This is a genomic window from Enterobacter sp. 61D5, assembly GCF_034107965.1.
Lineage (GTDB): Bacteria > Pseudomonadota > Gammaproteobacteria > Enterobacterales > Enterobacteriaceae > Enterobacter > Enterobacter cloacae_M.
In genome coordinates this window covers 377-19,592 of the sequence record NZ_JAWNFK010000019.1, presented here as the reverse complement: position 1 = coordinate 19,592, position 19,216 = coordinate 377, and the positions used below count along the sequence as shown (strand labels likewise).

At 55.2% G+C, this 19,216-nt stretch carries 22 protein-coding genes; 15 read left to right on the top strand and 7 right to left on the bottom strand.

The annotated features are described in order from the left end of the window. Nucleotides 1-44: 44 nt before the first annotated feature. Nucleotides 45-1,265: a bifunctional acetylornithine/succinyldiaminopimelate transaminase gene (gene argD / locus UTM25_RS17160; RefSeq protein WP_194401435.1), complete on the top strand. Its 1,221-nt coding sequence runs from the start codon at nt 45-47 to the stop codon at nt 1,263-1,265. Here argD and UTM25_RS17155 read toward each other — a convergent pair. Together UTM25_RS17155 and crp are read right to left on the bottom strand one after the other, a co-directional pair. Next, nucleotides 1,262-3,349, bottom strand: a complete 2,088-nt coding sequence (locus tag UTM25_RS17155; protein ID WP_194401455.1) for a YccS/YhfK family putative transporter — start codon at nt 3,347-3,349, stop codon at nt 1,262-1,264. The two genes, argD and UTM25_RS17155, sit on opposite strands and share 4 nt — an antisense overlap. Nucleotides 3,350-3,406: 57 nt before the next feature. Beyond that, a complete protein-coding gene (gene crp, locus UTM25_RS17150; protein ID WP_000242758.1) occupies nt 3,407-4,039 on the bottom strand; it encodes a cAMP-activated global transcriptional regulator CRP in 633 nt (210 codons plus the stop codon). A 311-nt stretch (nt 4,040-4,350) separates the two neighbouring features. On the opposite strand from crp, the gene UTM25_RS17145 reads away from it, so the two are divergent. After that, entirely contained in the window at nt 4,351-4,755 is a 405-nt protein-coding gene (locus UTM25_RS17145; RefSeq protein WP_194401436.1) for an OsmC family protein, read from the top strand. A 66-nt stretch (nt 4,756-4,821) separates the two neighbouring features. Here the strand turns inward: UTM25_RS17145 and UTM25_RS17140 are convergent, their stop codons facing one another. The 4 genes from UTM25_RS17140 to UTM25_RS17125 form a co-directional block, all read right to left on the bottom strand. After that, entirely contained in the window at nt 4,822-5,691 is an 870-nt protein-coding gene (locus UTM25_RS17140) for a phosphoribulokinase (protein WP_008503017.1), read from the bottom strand. A 30-nt stretch (nt 5,692-5,721) separates the two neighbouring features. Continuing rightward, on the bottom strand, nt 5,722-5,940 hold the full coding sequence (locus UTM25_RS17135) for a YheU family protein (protein WP_047652866.1): 219 nt from the start codon (nt 5,938-5,940) through the stop codon (nt 5,722-5,724). Beyond that, nucleotides 5,937-6,959, bottom strand: a complete 1,023-nt coding sequence (locus UTM25_RS17130) for a hydrolase (protein ID WP_039263094.1) — start codon at nt 6,957-6,959, stop codon at nt 5,937-5,939. Before UTM25_RS17130 ends, UTM25_RS17135 begins: the two co-directional genes overlap by 4 nt. 112 nt (nt 6,960-7,071) lie before the next feature. Beyond that, nucleotides 7,072-8,976 carry an ABC transporter ATP-binding protein gene (locus tag UTM25_RS17125; RefSeq protein WP_194401437.1) on the bottom strand — a complete coding sequence of 635 codons (1,905 nt, stop codon included), beginning with the start codon at nt 8,974-8,976 and terminating at the stop codon, nt 7,072-7,074. A gap of 135 nt (nt 8,977-9,111) precedes the next feature. Here UTM25_RS17125 and kefG point away from each other — a divergent pair, with 135 nt between their 5' ends. The 4 genes from kefG (at nt 9,112) to slyD (ending at nt 12,370) form a co-directional block, all read left to right on the top strand. Beyond that, nucleotides 9,112-9,666, top strand: coding sequence for a glutathione-regulated potassium-efflux system ancillary protein KefG (gene kefG / locus UTM25_RS17120; RefSeq protein ID WP_194401438.1), 555 nt, complete (start codon nt 9,112-9,114; stop codon nt 9,664-9,666). Then, nucleotides 9,666-11,471 carry a glutathione-regulated potassium-efflux system protein KefB gene (gene kefB, locus UTM25_RS17115; protein ID WP_032641069.1) on the top strand — a complete coding sequence of 602 codons (1,806 nt, stop codon included), beginning with the start codon at nt 9,666-9,668 and terminating at the stop codon, nt 11,469-11,471. The genes kefG and kefB overlap by 1 nt, the downstream gene beginning before the upstream one ends. Before the next feature lie 13 nt (nt 11,472-11,484). After that, nucleotides 11,485-11,685, top strand: coding sequence for a YheV family putative zinc ribbon protein (locus tag UTM25_RS17110; protein WP_033146793.1), 201 nt, complete (start codon nt 11,485-11,487; stop codon nt 11,683-11,685). 94 nt (nt 11,686-11,779) lie between these two features. Further along, complete coding sequence (gene slyD / locus UTM25_RS17105) at nt 11,780-12,370, top strand: peptidylprolyl isomerase (RefSeq protein WP_194401439.1); 591 nt, start codon at nt 11,780-11,782, stop codon at nt 12,368-12,370. 139 nt (nt 12,371-12,509) lie between these two features. Here the strand turns inward: slyD and UTM25_RS17100 are convergent, their stop codons facing one another. Beyond that, nucleotides 12,510-12,728: a protein SlyX gene (locus UTM25_RS17100; protein ID WP_023309461.1), complete on the bottom strand. Its 219-nt coding sequence runs from the start codon at nt 12,726-12,728 to the stop codon at nt 12,510-12,512. Nucleotides 12,729-12,966: 238 nt separating this feature from the next. Between UTM25_RS17100 and fkpA the strand changes: the two genes are divergently transcribed. The 9 genes from fkpA to UTM25_RS17055 all read left to right on the top strand — a co-directional run. Continuing rightward, the gene (fkpA, locus tag UTM25_RS17095; RefSeq protein WP_023309460.1) at nt 12,967-13,785 is read left to right on the top strand and encodes an FKBP-type peptidyl-prolyl cis-trans isomerase; all 819 of its coding nucleotides are present in this window, start codon (nt 12,967-12,969) and stop codon (nt 13,783-13,785) included. Nucleotides 13,786-13,951: 166 nt separating this feature from the next. After that, a complete protein-coding gene (locus UTM25_RS17090; RefSeq protein ID WP_014171909.1) occupies nt 13,952-14,674 on the top strand; it encodes a transcriptional regulator in 723 nt (240 codons plus the stop codon). Further along, complete coding sequence (gene tusD / locus UTM25_RS17085; protein WP_033146792.1) at nt 14,674-15,060, top strand: sulfurtransferase complex subunit TusD; 387 nt, start codon at nt 14,674-14,676, stop codon at nt 15,058-15,060. The genes UTM25_RS17090 and tusD overlap by 1 nt, the downstream gene beginning before the upstream one ends. Continuing rightward, a complete protein-coding gene (tusC, locus tag UTM25_RS17080) occupies nt 15,060-15,419 on the top strand; it encodes a sulfurtransferase complex subunit TusC (RefSeq protein WP_194401440.1) in 360 nt (119 codons plus the stop codon). The genes tusD and tusC overlap by 1 nt, the downstream gene beginning before the upstream one ends. 7 nt (nt 15,420-15,426) lie before the next feature. Further along, nucleotides 15,427-15,714, top strand: coding sequence for a sulfurtransferase complex subunit TusB (tusB, locus tag UTM25_RS17075; protein WP_024907951.1), 288 nt, complete (start codon nt 15,427-15,429; stop codon nt 15,712-15,714). Between the two features lie 124 nt (nt 15,715-15,838). Next, on the top strand, nt 15,839-16,213 hold the full coding sequence (gene rpsL / locus UTM25_RS17070) for a 30S ribosomal protein S12 (protein WP_000246815.1): 375 nt from the start codon (nt 15,839-15,841) through the stop codon (nt 16,211-16,213). Nucleotides 16,214-16,309: 96 nt separating this feature from the next. After that, on the top strand, nt 16,310-16,780 hold the full coding sequence (rpsG, locus tag UTM25_RS17065; RefSeq protein ID WP_004106370.1) for a 30S ribosomal protein S7: 471 nt from the start codon (nt 16,310-16,312) through the stop codon (nt 16,778-16,780). Nucleotides 16,781-16,876: 96 nt separating this feature from the next. Then, entirely contained in the window at nt 16,877-18,991 is a 2,115-nt protein-coding gene (gene fusA / locus UTM25_RS17060) for an elongation factor G (protein WP_008503004.1), read from the top strand. Between the two features lie 69 nt (nt 18,992-19,060). Then, nucleotides 19,061-19,216, top strand: a 156-nt coding sequence (locus UTM25_RS17055; RefSeq protein ID WP_227537769.1) for a GTP-binding protein, incomplete at its 3' end; no start/stop codon positions are given.

The following is a 19,216-nucleotide window of genomic DNA, read 5'->3' as shown; positions in this document are numbered from 1 at the left end:
TTATATTTTCACAATCACTGTGACATAAAATGGATGGTCATGACATGGCAACTGAACAACCAGCAATTACCCGCGCGACATTTGATGAAGTGATCCTGCCGATTTATGCACCGGCTGAGTTTATCCCGGTGAAGGGAAAAGGCAGCCGCGTCTGGGATCAGCAGGGTAAAGAGTATGTGGATTTCGCGGGCGGTATTGCGGTCACTGCGCTGGGTCATTGCCATCCCGCGCTGGTGGAGGCGCTGAAAACCCAGGGCGAAACCCTGTGGCACACCAGCAACGTGTTCACCAACGAACCGGCGCTGCGCCTGGGCCGCAAGATCATTGAGGCGACCTTTGCCGAGCGCGTGCTGTTTATGAACTCCGGCACCGAAGCCAACGAAACCGCCTTTAAGCTGGCGCGATACTACGCGACAACGCGCCACAGCCCGTACAAAACCAAAATCATCGCCTTCCATAATGCCTTCCACGGACGCTCCTTCTTTACCGTCTCCGTTGGCGGCCAGCCGAAGTATTCCGACGGGTTTGGCCCTAAACCGGCCGACATCGTCCACGTACCGTTTAACGATCTGCACGCGGTGAAAGCGGTCATGGACGACCACACCTGCGCGGTAGTCGTTGAGCCGATCCAGGGTGAAGGCGGCGTGACGGCGGCAACCCCGGAATTCCTGAAAGGGCTGCGCGCGCTGTGCGATGAGCATCAGGCGCTGCTGGTCTTTGATGAAGTGCAGTGCGGGATGGGGCGTACCGGCGATCTGTTCGCGTATATGCATTACGGCGTGACGCCGGATATTCTGACCAGCGCCAAAGCGCTTGGCGGTGGTTTCCCGGTGAGCGCGGTCCTGACGACGCAGGAGATCGCCTCCGCGTTCCACGTCGGTTCTCACGGTTCCACCTACGGCGGTAACCCGCTGGCGAGCGCCGTGGCTGGCGCTGCGTTCGACATCATCAACACGCCGGAAGTGCTAAACGGAGTGAGCGCGAAGCGCGAGCTGTTCGTAAAACACCTGCAAAAGATTGACGAGCAGTACGACGTGTTCAGCGAGATCCGTGGGATGGGGCTGCTGATTGGCGCCGAGCTGAAGCCGCAGTACAAAGGCCGCGCGCGTGATTTCCTGCACGCCGCCGCGTACGAAGGTGTGATGGTGCTCAACGCCGGACCGGACGTGATGCGCTTTGCGCCGTCGCTGGTGGTAGAAGACAAAGACATCGAAGACGGGTTAACCCGCTTTGCCGCCGCGGTCGCGAAGATCGTTAAAGGCTAATACTCGGTTCGCTTTAACCTGCGGGTTAGCCAAATCCCGTGATGCGGACGCTGACGCCATGCCACCGACGAAATGGTGTGCATGGTGTTCAGATGGCCGAGTACGCGCTGCAAATGCTGCTCCAGGGTGCTCATTGGCCCGTGGGTCAACGTCTCCGGCGCTTCCAGAATGTTTGAGTCACCCGACTCGCCCGGCGCGTCATACTCCAGACGTTGCTGACACCTCTGCAACGCAATTTCACACGACTGCAAATAGCGCTGCGCCAGATCCGGCGTCAGCATCGTGTGCTCGCGCGCCAGCGTGGTCATGGCGTTGATGTGTTCGACGATAAACTGGCTGTGCGTCACCCAGAGCTTCATATCTGCCAGATAGTGCGAGTTAAAGCCTGGCTCCTGCATCGCCTGGTTGAGCGAGTTAAACAGGGCGTTGTGCGCCTGGTTGACCTTCATCCGCTGCCAGGCCAGCGGCGTCGGCTGAGGATTATCGCTGAGGATCAGCCTGATGGCCTCCTGATCCGCTTCAAGCGCGTCGTGGGCATTCTGGCGCAGCAGCCCGCTTTGCCACTGCGGCCACAGCCAGACCATGCCGCCAAAGGCAATCAGGCAGCCGATCAGGGTATCAATCAGCCTGGCGACAATAAACTGTTCGCCATTGAGCGTGAGTAGCTGCAGGGTGTATACCGCCGTTACCGTAAAGCCTACCATCGCCCAGCCGTAGTTTTTGCGGATAATCAGGTAGCTCACCAGCGTGATCGCCAGCATCCCTGCCAGGGTATAGCCTTCCGGCACGTGGAAGTGCAGCGTTACGCCCGCAATGATCAGCCCGGCCATCGTTCCGCCAGCCCGATGCAGAATACGCACCCGCGTGGCGCCGTAGCCGTTCTGGGTGACAAACAGCACGGTCATTAAGATCCAGTACGGTTTCGGCAGGTGCAGCGCCATGCCCATCAGGCTGGCGGTACTGAGCATCACGCTAATCCTTGCGGCGTTGCGCAGGGCGGACGATTTAAGAGAAAGATAGCTTTTGAGCGCGGGCAATAACGGAAGCCGTTTTTGCTTATCCGCCATCAGGTCGCGGGGATAAAGCGGGCGCTGCGTGCGCAACACGCGGGCGATGCGGCTGAAGTGCCAGGCGGCAAACTGGCCGACCGGGTTATCGGGATGCTGGCGGGCGATTTTCTCCAGCGCGCCCAGCTGCTTGTCCATGTTAAAGCGCGTCGGGTAGCGGTGGTAGAGAATATCATCGGCCAGCACGCGCAGACGTGCGGACACAGTTTGTGCGTTCCAGCGGATCACCGCTTCGGCATGACTGCGCTCGACCAGCTTTTGCACCTCCTGCGGGTGGTGAAGACTTACGGAGATGTGCTCCTGTAGATCCAGCCCGACCTGGAAGGTGCGCAGCAGCCGTTTGTATTCGTGGTTCTTGTTGGCGGCGAGCATATGCAGCTGCTGATAGCACTGGCTTATCAGATCCACCACCTTCTGCTGGCGCGTCAGCAGCGGCGGCAAGGATTTTTCCGGGTCGGTATGCTGGGTGAGCAGGGTATATTTAGCCTCGCAGTAATCCGCAAGCTGCACATAGAGCAGGCTCAGGGATTCACGCAGAGGCTGCTCCCGCCACAGCCAGAACCAAAACCAGTTAAACAGCCCGTACCATAATGTCCCCAGGGCGTAGATCAGCAGCGGCTCCCACACCGGCATGTTCCCGGCGAGGCTCAGCGTGAAAATGGCCGCAATCAGCGAGGCGGGAAGCAGGCGAGCGTGCAGCGAACTGATTTCCGCCGTGACGCCAAGGGTCATCGCCAGCACGGTCAGGATCAGCGGCAGCGGGATATCCCGGGCAAGCAGAAGTTGTACGGCGAGGCTACAGCCCGCAAACAGGCAGCCACCAACGATCAGGCGTTTGAAAAAGCGCTTATGCGGCGTGTCCAGACCGGCGATGTTGCAGCAGGCGGGCACGAGAGAAAATAGCAGACCTTGCTGGAGGTGTCCGAGGATCAGGCCTATAGCCACAGGAAGACACAACACCAGCGTTTGCCGCAGTGCGTAGTTAACTTCCGGGTGATAGATCAGCCTGCGCCACATGGGGAGTAGAGACAAAAACGGCGTGACACCTTGCGATGGCACGCCGTTTAAGCGGAATTAACGCGTTCCGTAGACCACGATGGTTTTACCGTGGGCGGAGATCAGGTTTTGATCTTCCAGCATTTTCAGGATACGGCCCACTGTTTCACGGGAGCAACCGACGATCTGACCAATTTCCTGACGGGTAATTTTAATTTGCATGCCGTCCGGGTGGGTCATGGCGTCTGGCTGTTTCGCCAGGTTCAACAGGGTTTGTGCGATACGGCCGGTAACGTCCAGGAAGGCGAGGTTGCCCACTTTCTCTGAGGTGACCTGCAGACGGCGCGCCATCTGGGAAGAAAGACGCATCAGGATGTCAGGGTTAACCTGAATCAACTGACGGAACTTCTTGTAAGAAATTTCAGCCACTTCACATGCTGTCTTTGCACGAACCCAGGCGCTACGTTCCTGGCCCTCTTCAAACAGGCCCAGTTCACCGATGAAATCGCCCTGGTTCAGATAAGAAAGGATCATCTCTTTCCCTTCTTCATCTTTGATCAGCACTGCCACCGAGCCTTTAACGATGTAATACAACGTTTCCGCTTTTTCACCCTGGTGAATCAGCGTGCTCTTCGATGGGTACTTATGAATGTGGCAATGAGACAAGAACCATTCGAGAGTCGGGTCTGTTTGCGGTTTGCCAAGCACCATGCGCTGTTATCCTCTGTTATAAGCTGTCACCAGAGTCATCAGATGCATCCGGACTCTGGGGTTGCAATCGAATTCTTACCCATACCCTGGGAAGTCGGCTACCGTAACGTTTCGCAGCCAGTAAAGTTTGATGTCCTCTGCATACATGTGTAACGTCAATGTATTACTGTAGCATCCAGAGTGTTTTAGCATAGCTTTCGCCGCGTGTCTCCTGGTGTCTCGCTTCAGCATGATGCAGGTCGCCTTCCATTGCGAGAAATGTAACGCACGCGTAATCTGTCACCAAAAATGCAACGTTGGAGTTTAAGAATATGCAAGCGCGCGTGAAATGGGTTGAAGGTTTAACGTTCCTGGGCGAGTCCGCGTCAGGACACCAGATTTTGATGGACGGCAACTCCGGCGATAAAGCGCCAAGCCCAATGGAAATGGTGCTGATGGCGGCAGGTGGATGCAGCGCCATTGACGTGGTGTCGATTCTGCAAAAAGGTCGTCATGACGTGACGGATTGTGAGGTCAAACTCACGTCAGAGCGTCGCGAAGAGGCGCCACGCCTGTTCACCCATATTAACCTGCACTTTGTGGTCACCGGTAAAGAGCTGAAAGACGCGGCGGTCTCGCGTGCGGTGGACCTGTCTGCGGAGAAGTACTGCTCTGTGGCGTTAATGCTGGAGAAAGCGGTAAAAATCACGCATTCGTATGAAGTGATCGAGGGCTAATTAATGGGGCATCGTGCGTGTTGATGCCCTCACCCTAACCCTCTCCCACTGGGAGAGGGAACATGCTCACGCGATCTGCTTCCCTTCCATCAGTCGCTCCACCAGCGGCGTCATGATGAGCTCCATCGCCAGCCCCATTTTCCCGCCCGGCACCACTAACGTATTCATGTGCGAAATAAACGAGCCCTGCAGCATCGCCAGCAGCCAGGGATAGTCAATGCCTTCGAGATTGCGGAAATGGATCACCACAAAGCTCTCATCCAACGACGGGATGCTTTTAGCGGCAAACGGGTTGGAGGTGTCCACCGTCGGCACGCGCTGGAAGTTGATATGGGTGCGGGAGAACTGCGGCGTCAGGAAGTTGATGTAATCCTCCATGGAGCGCACCACCGAGTCCATCACAGCCTCTCGCGAATGGCCGCGCTCGCTCATGTCACGCGTCAACTTCTGGATCCACTCCAGGTTTACGATAGGCACCACGCCGACCAGCAGATCCACGTGGCGCGCCACGTCGTGTTGAGGCGTGACCACACCGCCGTGCAATCCTTCGTAAAACAGGACGTCGGTGGGTTCCGGCAGCGGCTGCCACGGGGTAAAGGTGCCCGGCACCTGATTCCAGGGTACGGCTTCATCATAGGTGTGGAGATACTTGCGGGACTGCCCTTTGCCGCTCTGACCGTACTCTATAAAGGTTTGTTCCAGCAGGCCGAAGTCATTGGCTTCCGGGCCGAAGTAGCTGATGTGTTTACCCAGATCGCGCGCCTTACGGATGGCCATGTCCATCTCCGGACGCGTGTAGCGGTGAAAACTGTCGCCTTCGACCTCCGCGGCACGGAGATTCAGCTGGGCGAAAATCTTGCGAAATGCGAGGCTGGTGGTGGTGGTTCCCGCACCACTCGACCCCGTAACGGCAATAACCGGATGTCTGGCAGACATAGCAACTCCCTGACTGAAAAGGGTGGAAGATCAGCCGTGAAACGCGTTGCGGGGCATGATATTGACCGTCTCATGCAGTTCTGACCACACCAGCACCACGTCGCCGCTTTTCAGCTGGCGCTTAACATCGTTGACCTTTTGCTCAAGCGAGCGTTCCTGTTCACCATAATCGGTGCCTTCGCGTAATACAAAGCTTTCAATCAGATTATCGAGCGTAATGGGCGCCAGATCCTGCCAGGGAATAATCATTTTGCACCGTCCAGATAAGGGGTTAGCCAGTCAGGAATACGCGCCTCAAGCCACATTTTCGGGCGGCGCAGCGTGCCGCCGATAAACCCGACGTGGCCGCCGTGCTCGGTCAACTGATAGTGAACGTTGTCGGGCAGGAATTCCTGAGCGGGGATCGAGTGATGATCCATAAACGGGTCATCTTTGGCATGAATAATCAGCGTTGGCTGCGTGATCTTGCTGAGCAGCGGCATGGCGCTGCACTGACGATAATAGTCAATCGCATCGGCGAAGCCGTGGATTTTCGCGGTGATCAGGTCGTCGAACTCGCGGATACGACGCACCTTTTTCAGCTGGCGCAGGCTTACCGGCAGGGTATCCGGGTAGGCCTTCAGCTTACGCGCCGCGTTGGCCTTCAAAAGGTTGAGCAGGTAGCGCTGGTAGACGCGGGAAAAGCCTTTATCCATGTGGTAGCTGCACTGCTCGAGCATAAACGGCGCGGAGACAATGACGGCGGCATCCAGCGGTACGCTTTCACCCTCTTTGGCCAGCAGACAGGCCAGCATATTGCCGCCCAGCGAGTAGCCCACGGCGGCCGTTGGCACGGTGCCATAATTTTCCCGCAGCCAGTGTAAAAACCACGTCCCGTCTTCGGTTTCACCCGAGTGATAAATGCGTTTCTGACGATTCGGTTCGCCGCTGCAGCCGCGAAAATGCATCACCACGCCGAGCCAGCCGCGCGCTTTTGCCGCTTCAATTAACCCATGCGCATACGGGCTGTGCAGGCTGCCTTCCAGACCGTGAAAGACCACCAGACGCGGCTTATGGCGAGCCTGTTCCGGCGCTTCGCTCCAGGCGAGATCCAGAAAGTCACCGTCTGGCAGGTCAAGCCGTTGCCAGTGCGGGGTGAACTGAACCTTACGGCGGATCAGTCGCGGCAGCATGGTCTGCAAATGGGGATTGGCTACGCCGCGCATAGGCACGAACTCAGTGCTGTCTTCGGCCGCAATGTCGAAGTCTGATGGAATGATTTGGGTCATAAGCGCGATGCTGATTCTTGTCGGAAATTTACGATACTTTCCGAATTGTACCCCGTTTAAGCTGGATTTCCGAACCCGGTACGGATTCTGTTCTTCAAACGGGGTAAACAGGTCAGTCAGCCTGCAGCATCGCTTCCAGCTGTTCCTGCGCGTCGAGCCACGCCATCTCGCACTCTTCGAGACTGGATTTGGTCTTCGCCTGGGTTTGCAGGCAGTCGGTCAGCTCAGCCTTGCGGCTCTGGTCATACAGGCCGCTATCGCCGAGCTTCTCTTCAACGACAACCAGCGTGGCGTTGAGTTTTTCCATCTCTTTTTCCAGACGGGTAATCTCTTTACGCAGCGGCTGCGTCTGGGTGCGAAGCTCCGCTTCACGACGCTTCTGGTCTTTACGCGCCTGCGCGCTGTTGGCGTTGTCTTTTGCTGACTCTTCCGGCTGGTTTTCCTGCTTCTGCACGTCCGTCAGCCACTGCTGGTAGTCTTCCAGATCGCCGTCGAACGGTTCAACTTTGCCGCCGTGCACTAAATACAGATCGTCCGTGGTGGAGCGGATCAGGTGACGGTCGTGCGAAACCACCACCAGCGCGCCTTCGAACTCAATCAGCGCTTCGGTCAGCGCCTGGCGCATGTCGAGATCCAGGTGGTTGGTCGGTTCATCGAGCAGCAGCAGGTTCGGGCGCTGCCAGACGATCAGCGCCAGCACCAGGCGGGCCTTTTCGCCGCCGGAGAAGCGCTCGGTGTTTTCAGTCACCTTATCGCCCTGGAAGCCAAAGCCGCCGAGATAGTCGCGCAGCTTCTGCTCCATCTCCTGCGGCGCCAGACGCGCGAGGTGCTGAATCGGTGATTCATCCGCGCGTAAAAATTCCAGCTGATGCTGGGCGAAGTAACCCAGCTTGATGCCCTTCGCGAGGCCGATTTCGCCGCTGACCGGGTTAAGCTCGCCCGCCAGCAGTTTGATCAGCGTCGATTTACCGGCGCCGTTACGCCCCAGCAGGCCAATGCGTGAACCCGGCACCAGGTTGAGCTTGATGGAATCGAGAATAATGCGGTCGGCATAGCCCGCGCTGACTTTCTCCATCTTCAGCAGCGGGTTAGGCAGGCTTTCCGGCTCGCGGAAGCTGAAGTGGAACGGGTTATCCACGTGCGCCGGGGCGATCATCTCCATACGTTCCAGCATCTTGATGCGGCTCTGGGCCTGCTTGGCTTTTGAGGCTTTGGCCTTAAAGCGATCCACGAAGCTCTGCAGGTGCGCCACGCGCTGCTGCTGGCTTTCGTACATGGACTGCTGCTGGGCGAGACGCGTCGCGCGCTGGCGCTCGAAGGAGCTGTAGTTGCCGGTGTACTCGAACATCGTTTGCTGTTCGATATGAATGATTTTATCCACTACCGGGTCAAGGAAGTCGCGGTCGTGGGAGATCAGAATCAGAGTGCCCTGATAGCTATTGAGCCACTTCTCCAGCCAAATAACCGCATCGAGATCGAGGTGGTTGGTCGGTTCGTCAAGCAACAGCAGGTCAGAGCGGCAGATCAGCGCCTGCGCCAGGTTGAGGCGCATACGCCAGCCGCCGGAGAAGTCGCTGACCGGGCGTTCCAGCTGTTCGTTGCTGAAGCCCAGGCCGTGCAGCAGGCTGGAGGCGCGGGAGCGAATGGTCCACGCGTCGATGGCGTCCAGCTTGCCGTGAACGGTGGCGATGGCGTGACCGTCGTTGCGCTCGTTAGCAGAATGAAGTTCCGCTTCGAGCTTGCGGTATTCACGGTCGCCGTCGATAACATAGTCGAGCGCCGGTTCACTCAGCGCCGGCGTCTCCTGGTTTACCCAGGCGAGCTGCCAGTTCCCCGGGAAGGTAAAGTTACCGCCATCCGCGCTAATCTCGTTTTTCAGCAGCGCCAGCAGGGTGGATTTACCGCAGCCGTTTTTGCCGACCAGGCCCACTTTTTGGCCTGGGTTGATGGTAGCAGTGGCGTTATCCAGCAGGACGCGCACGCCGCGACGAATTTGTAACGAGGAGAAAACAATCATAGAAGCGCCGTATGTTCCGACTATGTTAATTTGTCATTATGATAATGTAAGGTGTGGGCCATTTTCCGCACCGGGCCGCCATGGTAGCCCAAAACAGCGACGATACACAAAAACAGAAACAAGACCGGGAGGGGAATGATGTCTCAGACAGCAAAAGTGCTGCTGCTGTATGCCCATCCGGAATCTCAGGACTCGGTGGCAAACCGGGTGCTGCTTAAGCCGGCCACACAGCTTAGTAACGTAACGGTGCACGATCTCTACGCGCACTATCCTGATTTCTTTATTGATATCCCTTACGAGCAGGAACTGCTGCGTCAGCATGACGTGATTGTGTTCCAGCATCCGCTTTATACCTATAGCTGTCCGGCGCTGCTCAAAGAGTGGCTGGACCGCGTGCTGAGCCGGGGCTTCTCCAGCGGGGTGGGGGGCAACCAGCTGGCGGGAAAGTACTGGCGTAGTGTGATTACGACCGGTGAACCCGAAAGCGCTTACCGCCACGACGGGCTGAACCGCTATCCGATGAGCGACATCCTGCGGCCTTTCGAGCTGACGGCGGCCATGTGCCGTATGCACTGGATGAGCCCGATTATTGTCTACTGGGCGCGGCGCCAGGATTCGAAAGAGCTGGCAAGCCACGCCAGAGCCTATGGTGAATGGCTGGCGTCACCCATTCCGGCAGGAGGTCGTTAATGGAAGGATCGAATTTGCTCCTCGCCGGGGTGCTGTTTTTATTTGCGGCCGTCGTCGCGGTGCCGCTTGCTGCACGGATTGGTATCGGCGCGGTGCTGGGGTATCTGCTTGCGGGGATCGCGATTGGCCCATGGGGGCTGGGATTCATCAGCGATGTCGATGAGATTCTCCATTTCTCCGAGCTGGGCGTGGTGTTCCTGATGTTCATCATCGGCCTGGAGCTGAATCCTTCGAAATTGTGGCAGCTCCGACGCTCTATCTTTGGCGTGGGCGCCGCGCAGGTGTTGTTCAGCGCCGCGATCCTGGGTGGCCTGTTAATGCTGACCAACTTTTCATGGCAGGCGGCGGTGATTGGCGGGATAGGCCTTGCGATGTCGTCGACGGCGATGGCGCTGCAGCTGATGCGCGACAAAGGGATGAATCGCAACGAAGCCGGTCAGCTGGGCTTTTCGGTGTTGCTGTTCCAGGATTTGGCGGTGATCCCGGCGCTGGCGCTGGTGCCGCTGCTGGCGGGGTCCGGGGACGATCACTTCGACTGGGCTAAAATCGCCATGAAGGTGCTGGCCTTCGCGGGCATGCTGATTGGCGGTCGTTTCCTGTTACGTCCCGTGTTCCGCTTTATTGCCGCGTCGGGCGTTCGCGAGGTGTTTACCGCCGCGACGCTGCTGCTGGTGCTGGGATCGGCGTTGTTTATGGACGCGCTGGGGCTGTCGATGGCGCTCGGGACCTTTATCGCCGGGGTGCTGCTGGCGGAGAGCGAGTATCGGCACGAGCTGGAAATTGCCATCGATCCCTTCAAAGGGCTGCTGTTAGGCCTGTTCTTTATTTCGGTCGGGATGGCGCTCAACCTCGGTGTGCTCTATACCCATCTACTGTGGGTTGTCGTGAGCGTCGCCATCCTGGTGGCGGTGAAGATGCTGGTGCTGTACGTCATGTCACGTATCTACGGGCTGCGCAGTTCGGAACGCATGCAGTTTGCCAGCGTGTTAAGCCAGGGAGGCGAGTTCGCGTTTGTGCTGTTCTCCACCGCATCCTCCCAGAAGCTGTTTAAAGACGATCAGATGGCGCTTTTGCTGGTGACGGTCACGCTGTCTATGATGACCACGCCGCTGCTGATGAAGCTGGTGGATAAACTGCTGTCGCGTCGCCTGAATCCAGCTGACGATGAAGACGAAGCGCCGTGGGTGGAAGACGACAAGCCGCAGGTGATTGTGGTGGGCTTTGGCCGTTTCGGACAGGTTATCGGACGTTTGCTGATGGCGAACAAAATGCGCATTACGGTACTGGAGCGGGATATCAGCGCGGTCAACCTGATGCGTAAATATGGCTACAAGGTTTACTACGGCGACGCGACTCAGCTCGAGCTGCTGCGCTCGGCGGGGGCCGAAGCGGCAGAGTCCATCGTGATTACCTGTAACGATCCGGAAGACACGATGAAGCTGGTGGAGCTGTGCCAGCAGCATTTCCCGCATCTGCATATTCTGGCGCGTGCGCGGGGACGTGTTGAAGCTCACGAATTGTTGCAGGCGGGTGTGAAACACTTCTCCCGTGAGACGTTCTCCAGTGCGCTGGAGCTGGGCCGTAAGGCGCTGATCTCGCTCGGGATGCATCCGCATCAGGCGCAGCGCGCCCAAATGCACTTCCGCCGGCTGGATATGCGGATGTTGCGCGAGCTGATGCCGGTACATACCGATACGGCGCAGATCTCCCGCGTGCGGGAAGCACGTCGCGAGCTGGAGGAGATCTTCCAGCGAGAAATGCAACAGGAACGACGCCAGCTCGATGGCTGGGATGAATTTGAATAAAGGGTAACGAAAGATGGCTGTACGTAAACGCTTTATTGCGGGTGCAAAATGCCCGACCTGCCAGGCGCAAGATACCCTGGCGATGTGGCGGGAAAATAATGTTGATGTTGTTGAGTGTGTTAAGTGCGGTCACCAGATGCGTGAGGCCGATAAAGAGGCCCGCGATCACGTTCGCAAAGAAGAGCAAGTTATCGGGATTTTTCATCCGGACTAGCGATATGCCCTGAGTTTTTTTAAGCTAAAGGGTACACGGGTGCAGATTTCCGCTACAATCTGCGCCAGCAATTTTCCCACGCTCAGGAGATATCATGAAAGTAGCAAAAGACCTGGTGGTCAGCCTGGCCTATCAGGTACGTACAGAAGACGGTGTGTTGGTTGATGAGTCTCCGGTGAGTGCGCCGCTTGACTACCTGCATGGTCACGGCTCCCTGATTTCTGGCCTGGAAACCGCGCTGGAAGGTCATGAAGTTGGCGACAAATTTGACGTTGCTGTAGGCGCGAATGACGCTTACGGTCAGTATGACGACAATCTGGTTCAGCGCGTTCCTAAAGACGTGTTCATGGGCGTTGACGAACTGCAGGTTGGCATGCGCTTCCTGGCTGAAACTGACCAGGGTCCGGTTCCTGTTGAAATCACCGAAGTGGAAGATGACCACGTCGTGGTTGATGGTAACCACATGCTGGCTGGCCAGAACCTGAAGTTCAACGTAGAAGTTGTTGCGATCCGTGAAGCGACCGAAGAAGAGCTGGCTCATGGCCACGTTCACGGTGCACATGGTCACGACCATGACCACGAACACGGCCACGACGGCTGCTGTGGTGGTCACGGCCACGATCACGACCATGGTCACGACCACGGTAAAGGTGGTTGCGGTAACGGCGGCTGCGGCTGCCACTAATACCCGTCGTCTTTCAAGCCGCAGGTGCGTTGGCTGCGCTTTCAAACCCCTGTCATATAGTTATCTATGCTCCCGGGGATTTTCAAGCTTGCCGCCACCGGGCACAAAAAAAGCGGGATTATCCCGCTTTTTTTACGCCTCAATAATGAGGAGGTGGCGTCTCTTCTGACTGAGAGGCAATGTTTGACGGCTGTGTAGCCTTCAGCTTTTCCGTCAGCAGGCGCATATGATCCCGCAGTTTTGCCATTTCGAGCTCATGTGCGGTCACGGTCTGATTTAGCTCTTCGATGGTGATGTCCTGAAAAGCCAGGCGGCTTTCCAGCTCAGCCATTCTCGCTTCTATTGCTGTATCCTTCATCATTCACCTCGTTTGTTTCAGATTCGCCATAATGGCCCTGCGGCGGCGCAGTTTAACTGAGTTTATCCTTAAGTACAGTCTGCATCCCTTTGGCAGGAAACTTATTTAAACAAAAATAGTCTGAAAAGTGGCGAGAATTGGAAGTGTCTGTCTGTAGATTTCTTCCGCAACGTTTTATAGTACGTAACTCATTTACGTTTAACGCTGGGGTGAGAGTCCCCAGGCCCTGGAGATATGGATGAAATCACTGTTTAAAGTAACGCTGCTGGCGACGACGATGGCTGTTGCGCTGAACGCGCCGCTGTCATTCGCTGCTGATACTGCTGCGAAGCCTGCTGCCACTGCAGACAGCAAAGCGGCGTTCAAAAATGACGACCAGAAATCCGCCTACGCACTGGGCGCATCTCTGGGTCGCTACATGGAAAACTCTCTGAAAGAACAAGAGAAACTGGGCATCAAACTGGATAAAGCTCAGCTGATCGCGGGCGTTCAGGACGCATTTGCAGATAAGAGCAAGCTGTCTGACCAGGAAATTGAACAGACTCTGCAGGCGTTCGAAGCGCGCGTGAAGGGTGCCGCGCAGACCAAGATGGACGCGGACGCTAAAGATAACGAAGCGAAAGGCAAAGCCTACCGCGATACTTTTGCCAAAGAGAAGGGTGTGAAAACCTCTTCTACCGGCCTGGTGTACAAAGTTGAGAAAGAAGGCACCGGCGATGCGCCTAAAGACAGCGACACCGTTGTTGTGAACTACAAAGGTACGCTGATCGACGGTAAAGAGTTCGATAACTCTTACACCCGCGGTGAGCCGCTCTCCTTCCGTCTGGATGGTGTGATCCCTGGCTGGACTGAAGGCCTGAAAAACATCAAGAAAGGCGGCAAGATCAAGATGGTTATCCCACCGGATCTGGCCTATGGCAAAACCGGCGTTCCGGGTATCCCAGCCAACTCTACGCTGGTCTTTGACGTAGAGCTGCTGGATATCAAACCGGCACCGAAAGCGGATGCGAAAGCAGACGCACCGGCTGACGATAAAGCCGCTGCTGCTAAGAAGTAATGTTGAAAAAAACCGCCGCCTTTCAGGCGGCGGTTTTTTTATTGTGGGGCAGATATAATTAACACTGGAAAGCGCTACGCACGCTGTATTAATTTAGTTGTCCGTGTAGATAATGAGCCTGCCCTGAAAACCTAACGACAGGCTCCTGAAAAGGAGTGTTTTTTTCATGTCCAGGTCGCTTTTAACCAACGAAACCAGTGAACTTGATTTGCTGGATCAACGTCCTTTCGATCAGACCGACTTCGATATTCTGAAATCCTACGAAGCGGTAGTGGACGGGTTAGCGATGCTCATTGGCTCCCACTGCGAAATCGTATTGCACTCCCTGCAAGATCTGAAGTGTTCCGCCATCCGCATTGCGAATGGTGAGCATACTGGCCGTAAAATTGGTTCGCCAATTACCGACCTTGCATTGCGTATGCTGCATGACATGACCGGCGCGGACAGCAGCGTCTCCAAATGCTATTTCACCCGCGCCAAAAGCGGCGTGCTGATGAAATCAGAAACCATCGCGATTCGAAACCGCGAGCATCGTGTTATTGGGCTACTGTGCATTAACATGAACCTTGATGTGCCATTCTCGCAAATCATGAGCACCTTTATTCCACCAGAAACGCCGGACGTTGGCTCCTCTGTTAACTTTGCCTCCTCTGTTGAAGATCTGGTGACGCAGACGCTTGAGTTTACGATTGAAGAGGTGAATGCCGATCGCAACGTCTCGAACAACGCCAAGAATCGTCAGATCGTGCTCAATCTTTATGAAAAAGGGATTTTTGATATTAAAGACGCCATCAACCAGGTGGCCGATCGTCTGAACATCTCCAAGCACACGGTCTACCTCTATATTCGCCAGTTCAAAAGCGGCGATTTCCAGGGACAAGACAAGTAATGCGTTTTGCGTTAATGGTGACAGGCCCGGCGTACGGTACTCAGCAGGCCAGCAGCGCGCTGCAGTTTGCGCATGCGCTACTGGCGGCCGGACATGAGCTGGCGAGCGTCTTCTTCTATCGGGAAGGGGTGTATAACGCGAATCAGTTTACGTCACCGGCGAGCGATGAGTTCGATCTGGTGCGCGCCTGGCAGGCATTAAACGAAAAGCAGGGCGTAGAACTGCACATCTGCGTGGCGGCGGCACTGCGCCGCGGGGTGACCGATGCAACCGAAGCCGCACGTCTTGGTTTATCGGGTTCTAACCTGCAGCCCGGCTTTTCGTTGAGTGGCCTGGGTGCACTGGCACAGGCGGCATTAACCTGCGACAGAGTGGTGCAATTCTGATGAAGCGTGTCGCGTTTGTTTTTTCCTCCGCACCGCACGGCAATGCGTCCGGCAGAGAAGGGCTGGATGCGCTGCTCGCGACCTCAGCATTGACCGAAGATATCGGTGTCTTCTTTTTGAGCGACGGCGTATTTCAGCTTCTGGCGGGGCAACAGCCTCAGGTCATTCTGGCGCGTGATTACATCGCGACGTTCAAAGTGTTACCGCTTTACGATATCGAAACCTTCTATGTCTGTGCCGACTCCCTGGCCGCGCGCGGTTTAAACGAGTCAACGCCTTTCGTGCTGGATGTGACAGTCCTGTCTTCTGCTGCATTGCGCGAACACCTTTCCCACTACGACACCGTTCTGACTTTCTGAGGCTGACATGCTCCATACTCTGAGCCATTCACCGTGGCAATGTGATATCGACGCGTTACTGAGTATGCTGCGCGAAGGTGATGATCTGCTGCTGATCCAGGATGGCGTGCTTGCCGCACTGGAAGGCAGTCGTTTCGTTGAAATTCTCACGAATGCCCCCATAACAGTCTCTGCGCTGAAGGACGATCTGGATGCGCGGGGTCTTTCTGGTCAAATTTCAGCCAAAATTGACGTGGTTGGCTATACTGATTTCGTCAATCTTACTGTGACGCACGCCAGTCAAATGAACTGGTGATTTGAGATCGCTGTATATTTCTTGACACCTTTTCGACGTAGCCCTAAAATTTCGCGTCCTCATATTGTATGAGGTCGTTTTATTACGTGTTTACGAAGCAAAAGCTAAAACCAGGAGCTATTTAATGGCAACAGTTAACCAGCTGGTACGCAAACCACGCGCGCGCAAAGTTGCAAAGAGCAACGTGCCTGCGCTGGAAGCCTGCCCGCAGAAACGTGGTGTATGTACTCGTGTATATACCACCACTCCTAAAAAACCAAACTCCGCACTGCGTAAAGTATGCCGTGTGCGTTTGACTAACGGTTTCGAAGTGACTTCCTACATCGGTGGTGAAGGTCACAACCTGCAGGAACACTCCGTGATCCTGATCCGTGGCGGTCGTGTTAAAGACCTTCCGGGTGTTCGTTACCACACCGTTCGTGGTGCGCTCGACTGCTCAGGTGTTAAAGACCGTAAGCAGGCTCGCTCCAAGTACGGCGTGAAGCGTCCTAAGGCTTAATGGTTCTCCGTTAAGTAAGGCCAAACTGATTTATCTTAATGTCAAACTAAACTCTTTGAGTTTTGGACAATCCTGAATTAACAACGGAGTATTCCCATGCCACGTCGTCGCGTCATTGGTCAGCGTAAAATTCTTCCAGATCCGAAATTCGGATCAGAACTGCTGGCAAAATTTGTAAATATCCTGATGGTAGATGGTAAAAAATCTACTGCAGAAGCAATCGTATACAGCGCGCTTGAGACCCTGGCTCAGCGTTCTGGTAAAAATGAACTGGAAGCTTTCGAAGTCGCTCTCGACAACGTTCGCCCAACCGTAGAAGTTAAGTCCCGCCGCGTTGGTGGTTCTACTTATCAGGTTCCAGTTGAAGTTCGTCCGGTTCGTCGTAATGCTCTGGCAATGCGTTGGATCGTTGAAGCTGCTCGTAAACGCGGTGATAAATCCATGGCTCTGCGTCTGGCGAACGAACTTTCTGATGCTGCAGACAACAAAGGTACTGCAGTTAAGAAACGTGAAGACGTTCACCGTATGGCAGAAGCCAACAAGGCGTTCGCACACTACCGTTGGTAATCCCTTCGGAGTATTAGTCACCAGGCGGGCGCTTCAGAGAAGCCGCCCGCTCTGGGTAACTTAACTGAACGCCTAAAGATATAAACGAGGAATCAAATGGCTCGTACAACACCCATCGCACGCTACCGTAACATCGGTATCAGTGCGCACATCGACGCCGGTAAAACCACTACTACCGAACGTATTCTGTTCTACACCGGTGTAAACCATAAAATCGGTGAAGTTCATGACGGCGCAGCCACCATGGACTGGATGGAACAGGAGCAGGAGCGTGGTATCACTATCACCTCCGCAGCGACTACTGCATTCTGGTCAGGTATGGCTAAGCAGTACGAACCGCATCGCGTAAACATCATCGACACCCCAGGGCACGTTGACTTCACCATCGAAGTAGAACGTTCCATGCGTGTTCTTGACGGCGCGGTAATGGTTTATTGCGCAGTTGGTGGTGTTCAGCCACAGTCTGAAACCGTATGGCGTCAGGCGAACAAATATAAAGTTCCACGCATCGCGTTCGTTAACAAAATGGACCGTATGGGTGCTAACTTCCTGAAAGTTGTTGGCCAGATCAAAACCCGTCTGGGCGCGAACCCTGTTCCGCTGCAGCTGGCAATTGGTGCTGAAGAAGGTTTCACCGGCGTTATCGACCTGGTGAAAATGAAAGCCATCAACTGGAACGATGCAGACCAGGGCGTTACCTTCGAATACGAAGATATCCCAGCTGCAATGCAGGACCTGGCTGACGAATGGCACCAGAACCTGATCGAATCCGCTGCTGAAGCTTCTGAAGAGCTGATGGAGAAATACCTGGGTGGTGAAGAACTGACTGAAGAAGAGATCAAAAAAGCTCTGCGTCAGCGCGTTCTGAACAACGAAATCATCCTGGTAACCTGTGGTTCTGCGTTCAAGAACAAAGGTGTTCAGGCGATGCTGGATGCGGTAGTTGACTACCTGCCATCCCCGGTTGACGTTCCTGCGATCAACGGCATCCTGGACGACGGTAAAGATACTCCGGCTGAGCGTCACGCAAGCGACGAAGAGCCATTCTCTGCACTGGCGTTCAAAATTGCTACCGACCCATTCGTGGGTAACCTGACCTTCTTCCGCGTATACTCTGGTGTGGTTAACTCCGGTGACACAATCCTGAACTCCGTGAAAGCGGCGCGTGAACGTTTTGGCCGTATCGTACAGATGCACGCTAACAAACGTGAAGAGATCAAAGAAGTTCGTGCGGGCGACATCGCTGCAGCGATCGGTCTGAAAGACGTGACCACTGGTGACACCCTGTGTGACCCGGATCACCCGATCATTCTGGAGCGTATGGAATTCCCTGAGCCGGTAATCTCCATTGCAGTTGAACCAAAAACCAAAGCTGACCAGGAAAAAATGGGTCTGGCTCTGGGCCGTCTGGCGAAAGAAGACCCATCATTCCGCGTATGGACTGATGAAGAATCTAACCAGACCATCATCGCTGGTATGGGTGAACTGCACCTGGACATCATCGTTGACCGTATGAAGCGTGAATTCAACGTTGAAGCGAACGTGGGTAAACCTCAGGTTGCTTACCGCGAAGCGATTCGTGCGAAAGTTACCGACATTGAAGGTAAACACGCTAAGCAGTCTGGTGGTCGCGGTCAGTACGGTCACGTTGTGATCGACATGTACCCACTGGAGCCGGGCTCTAACCCGAAAGGTTACGAGTTCATCAACGACATCAAAGGTGGTGTAATTCCTGGCGAATACATCCCAGCCGTTGATAAAGGCATCCAGGAACAGCTGAAAGCGGGCCCTCTGGCTGGCTATCCGGTTGTTGACATGGGTGTTCGTCTGCACTTCGGTTCTTACCACGACGTTGACTCCTCTGAACTGGCGTTTAAACTGGCTGCGTCTATTGCCTTTAAAGAAGGCTTTAAGAAAGCAAAACCAGTTCTGCTTGAGCCAATCATGAAGGTTGAAGTAGAAACTCCTGAAGAGAACACCGGTGACGTTATCGGTGACTTGAGCCGTCGTCGCGGTATGCTGCGTGGTCAGGAATCCGAAGTAACTGGCGTTAAGATCCACGCTGAAGTTCCGCTGTCTGAAATGTTCGGATATGCAACTCAGCTGCGTTCTCTGACCAAAGGTCGTGCATCATACACCATGGAATTCCTGAAGTATGATGATGCGCCTAACAACGTTGCTCAGGCCGTTATTGAAGCCCGTGGTAAGTAATCCACAGGATTAAAACCTAAGTCCCGTGCTCTCTCCACAGGGGAGAGCACTATAGTAAGGAATATAGCCGTGTCTAAAGAAAAATTTGAACGTACAAAACCGCACGTCAACGTTGGTACTATCGGCCACGTTGACCATGGTAAAACTACCCTGACTGCTGCAATCACTACCGTTCTGGCAAAAACCTACGGTGGTTCTGCTCGTGCATTCGACCAGATCGATAAC

Coding starts and splice junctions, on each gene's coding strand:
- argD (WP_194401435.1), top strand. CDS start 45: ATGGCAACTGAACAACCAGCAATTACCCGCGCGACATTTGATGAAGTG.
- UTM25_RS17155 (WP_194401455.1), bottom strand. CDS start 3,349: ATGTGGCGCAGGCTGATCTATCACCCGGAAGTTAACTACGCACTGCGG.
- crp (WP_000242758.1), bottom strand. CDS start 4,039: ATGGTGCTTGGCAAACCGCAAACAGACCCGACTCTCGAATGGTTCTTG.
- UTM25_RS17145 (WP_194401436.1), top strand. CDS start 4,351: ATGCAAGCGCGCGTGAAATGGGTTGAAGGTTTAACGTTCCTGGGCGAG.
- UTM25_RS17140 (WP_008503017.1), bottom strand. CDS start 5,691: ATGTCTGCCAGACATCCGGTTATTGCCGTTACGGGGTCGAGTGGTGCG.
- UTM25_RS17135 (WP_047652866.1), bottom strand. CDS start 5,940: ATGATTATTCCCTGGCAGGATCTGGCGCCCATTACGCTCGATAATCTG.
- UTM25_RS17130 (WP_039263094.1), bottom strand. CDS start 6,959: ATGACCCAAATCATTCCATCAGACTTCGACATTGCGGCCGAAGACAGC.
- UTM25_RS17125 (WP_194401437.1), bottom strand. CDS start 8,976: ATGATTGTTTTCTCCTCGTTACAAATTCGTCGCGGCGTGCGCGTCCTG.
- kefG (WP_194401438.1), top strand. CDS start 9,112: ATGATGTCTCAGACAGCAAAAGTGCTGCTGCTGTATGCCCATCCGGAA.
- kefB (WP_032641069.1), top strand. CDS start 9,666: ATGGAAGGATCGAATTTGCTCCTCGCCGGGGTGCTGTTTTTATTTGCG.
- UTM25_RS17110 (WP_033146793.1), top strand. CDS start 11,485: ATGGCTGTACGTAAACGCTTTATTGCGGGTGCAAAATGCCCGACCTGC.
- slyD (WP_194401439.1), top strand. CDS start 11,780: ATGAAAGTAGCAAAAGACCTGGTGGTCAGCCTGGCCTATCAGGTACGT.
- UTM25_RS17100 (WP_023309461.1), bottom strand. CDS start 12,728: ATGAAGGATACAGCAATAGAAGCGAGAATGGCTGAGCTGGAAAGCCGC.
- fkpA (WP_023309460.1), top strand. CDS start 12,967: ATGAAATCACTGTTTAAAGTAACGCTGCTGGCGACGACGATGGCTGTT.
- UTM25_RS17090 (WP_014171909.1), top strand. CDS start 13,952: ATGTCCAGGTCGCTTTTAACCAACGAAACCAGTGAACTTGATTTGCTG.
- tusD (WP_033146792.1), top strand. CDS start 14,674: ATGCGTTTTGCGTTAATGGTGACAGGCCCGGCGTACGGTACTCAGCAG.
- tusC (WP_194401440.1), top strand. CDS start 15,060: ATGAAGCGTGTCGCGTTTGTTTTTTCCTCCGCACCGCACGGCAATGCG.
- tusB (WP_024907951.1), top strand. CDS start 15,427: ATGCTCCATACTCTGAGCCATTCACCGTGGCAATGTGATATCGACGCG.
- rpsL (WP_000246815.1), top strand. CDS start 15,839: ATGGCAACAGTTAACCAGCTGGTACGCAAACCACGCGCGCGCAAAGTT.
- rpsG (WP_004106370.1), top strand. CDS start 16,310: ATGCCACGTCGTCGCGTCATTGGTCAGCGTAAAATTCTTCCAGATCCG.
- fusA (WP_008503004.1), top strand. CDS start 16,877: ATGGCTCGTACAACACCCATCGCACGCTACCGTAACATCGGTATCAGT.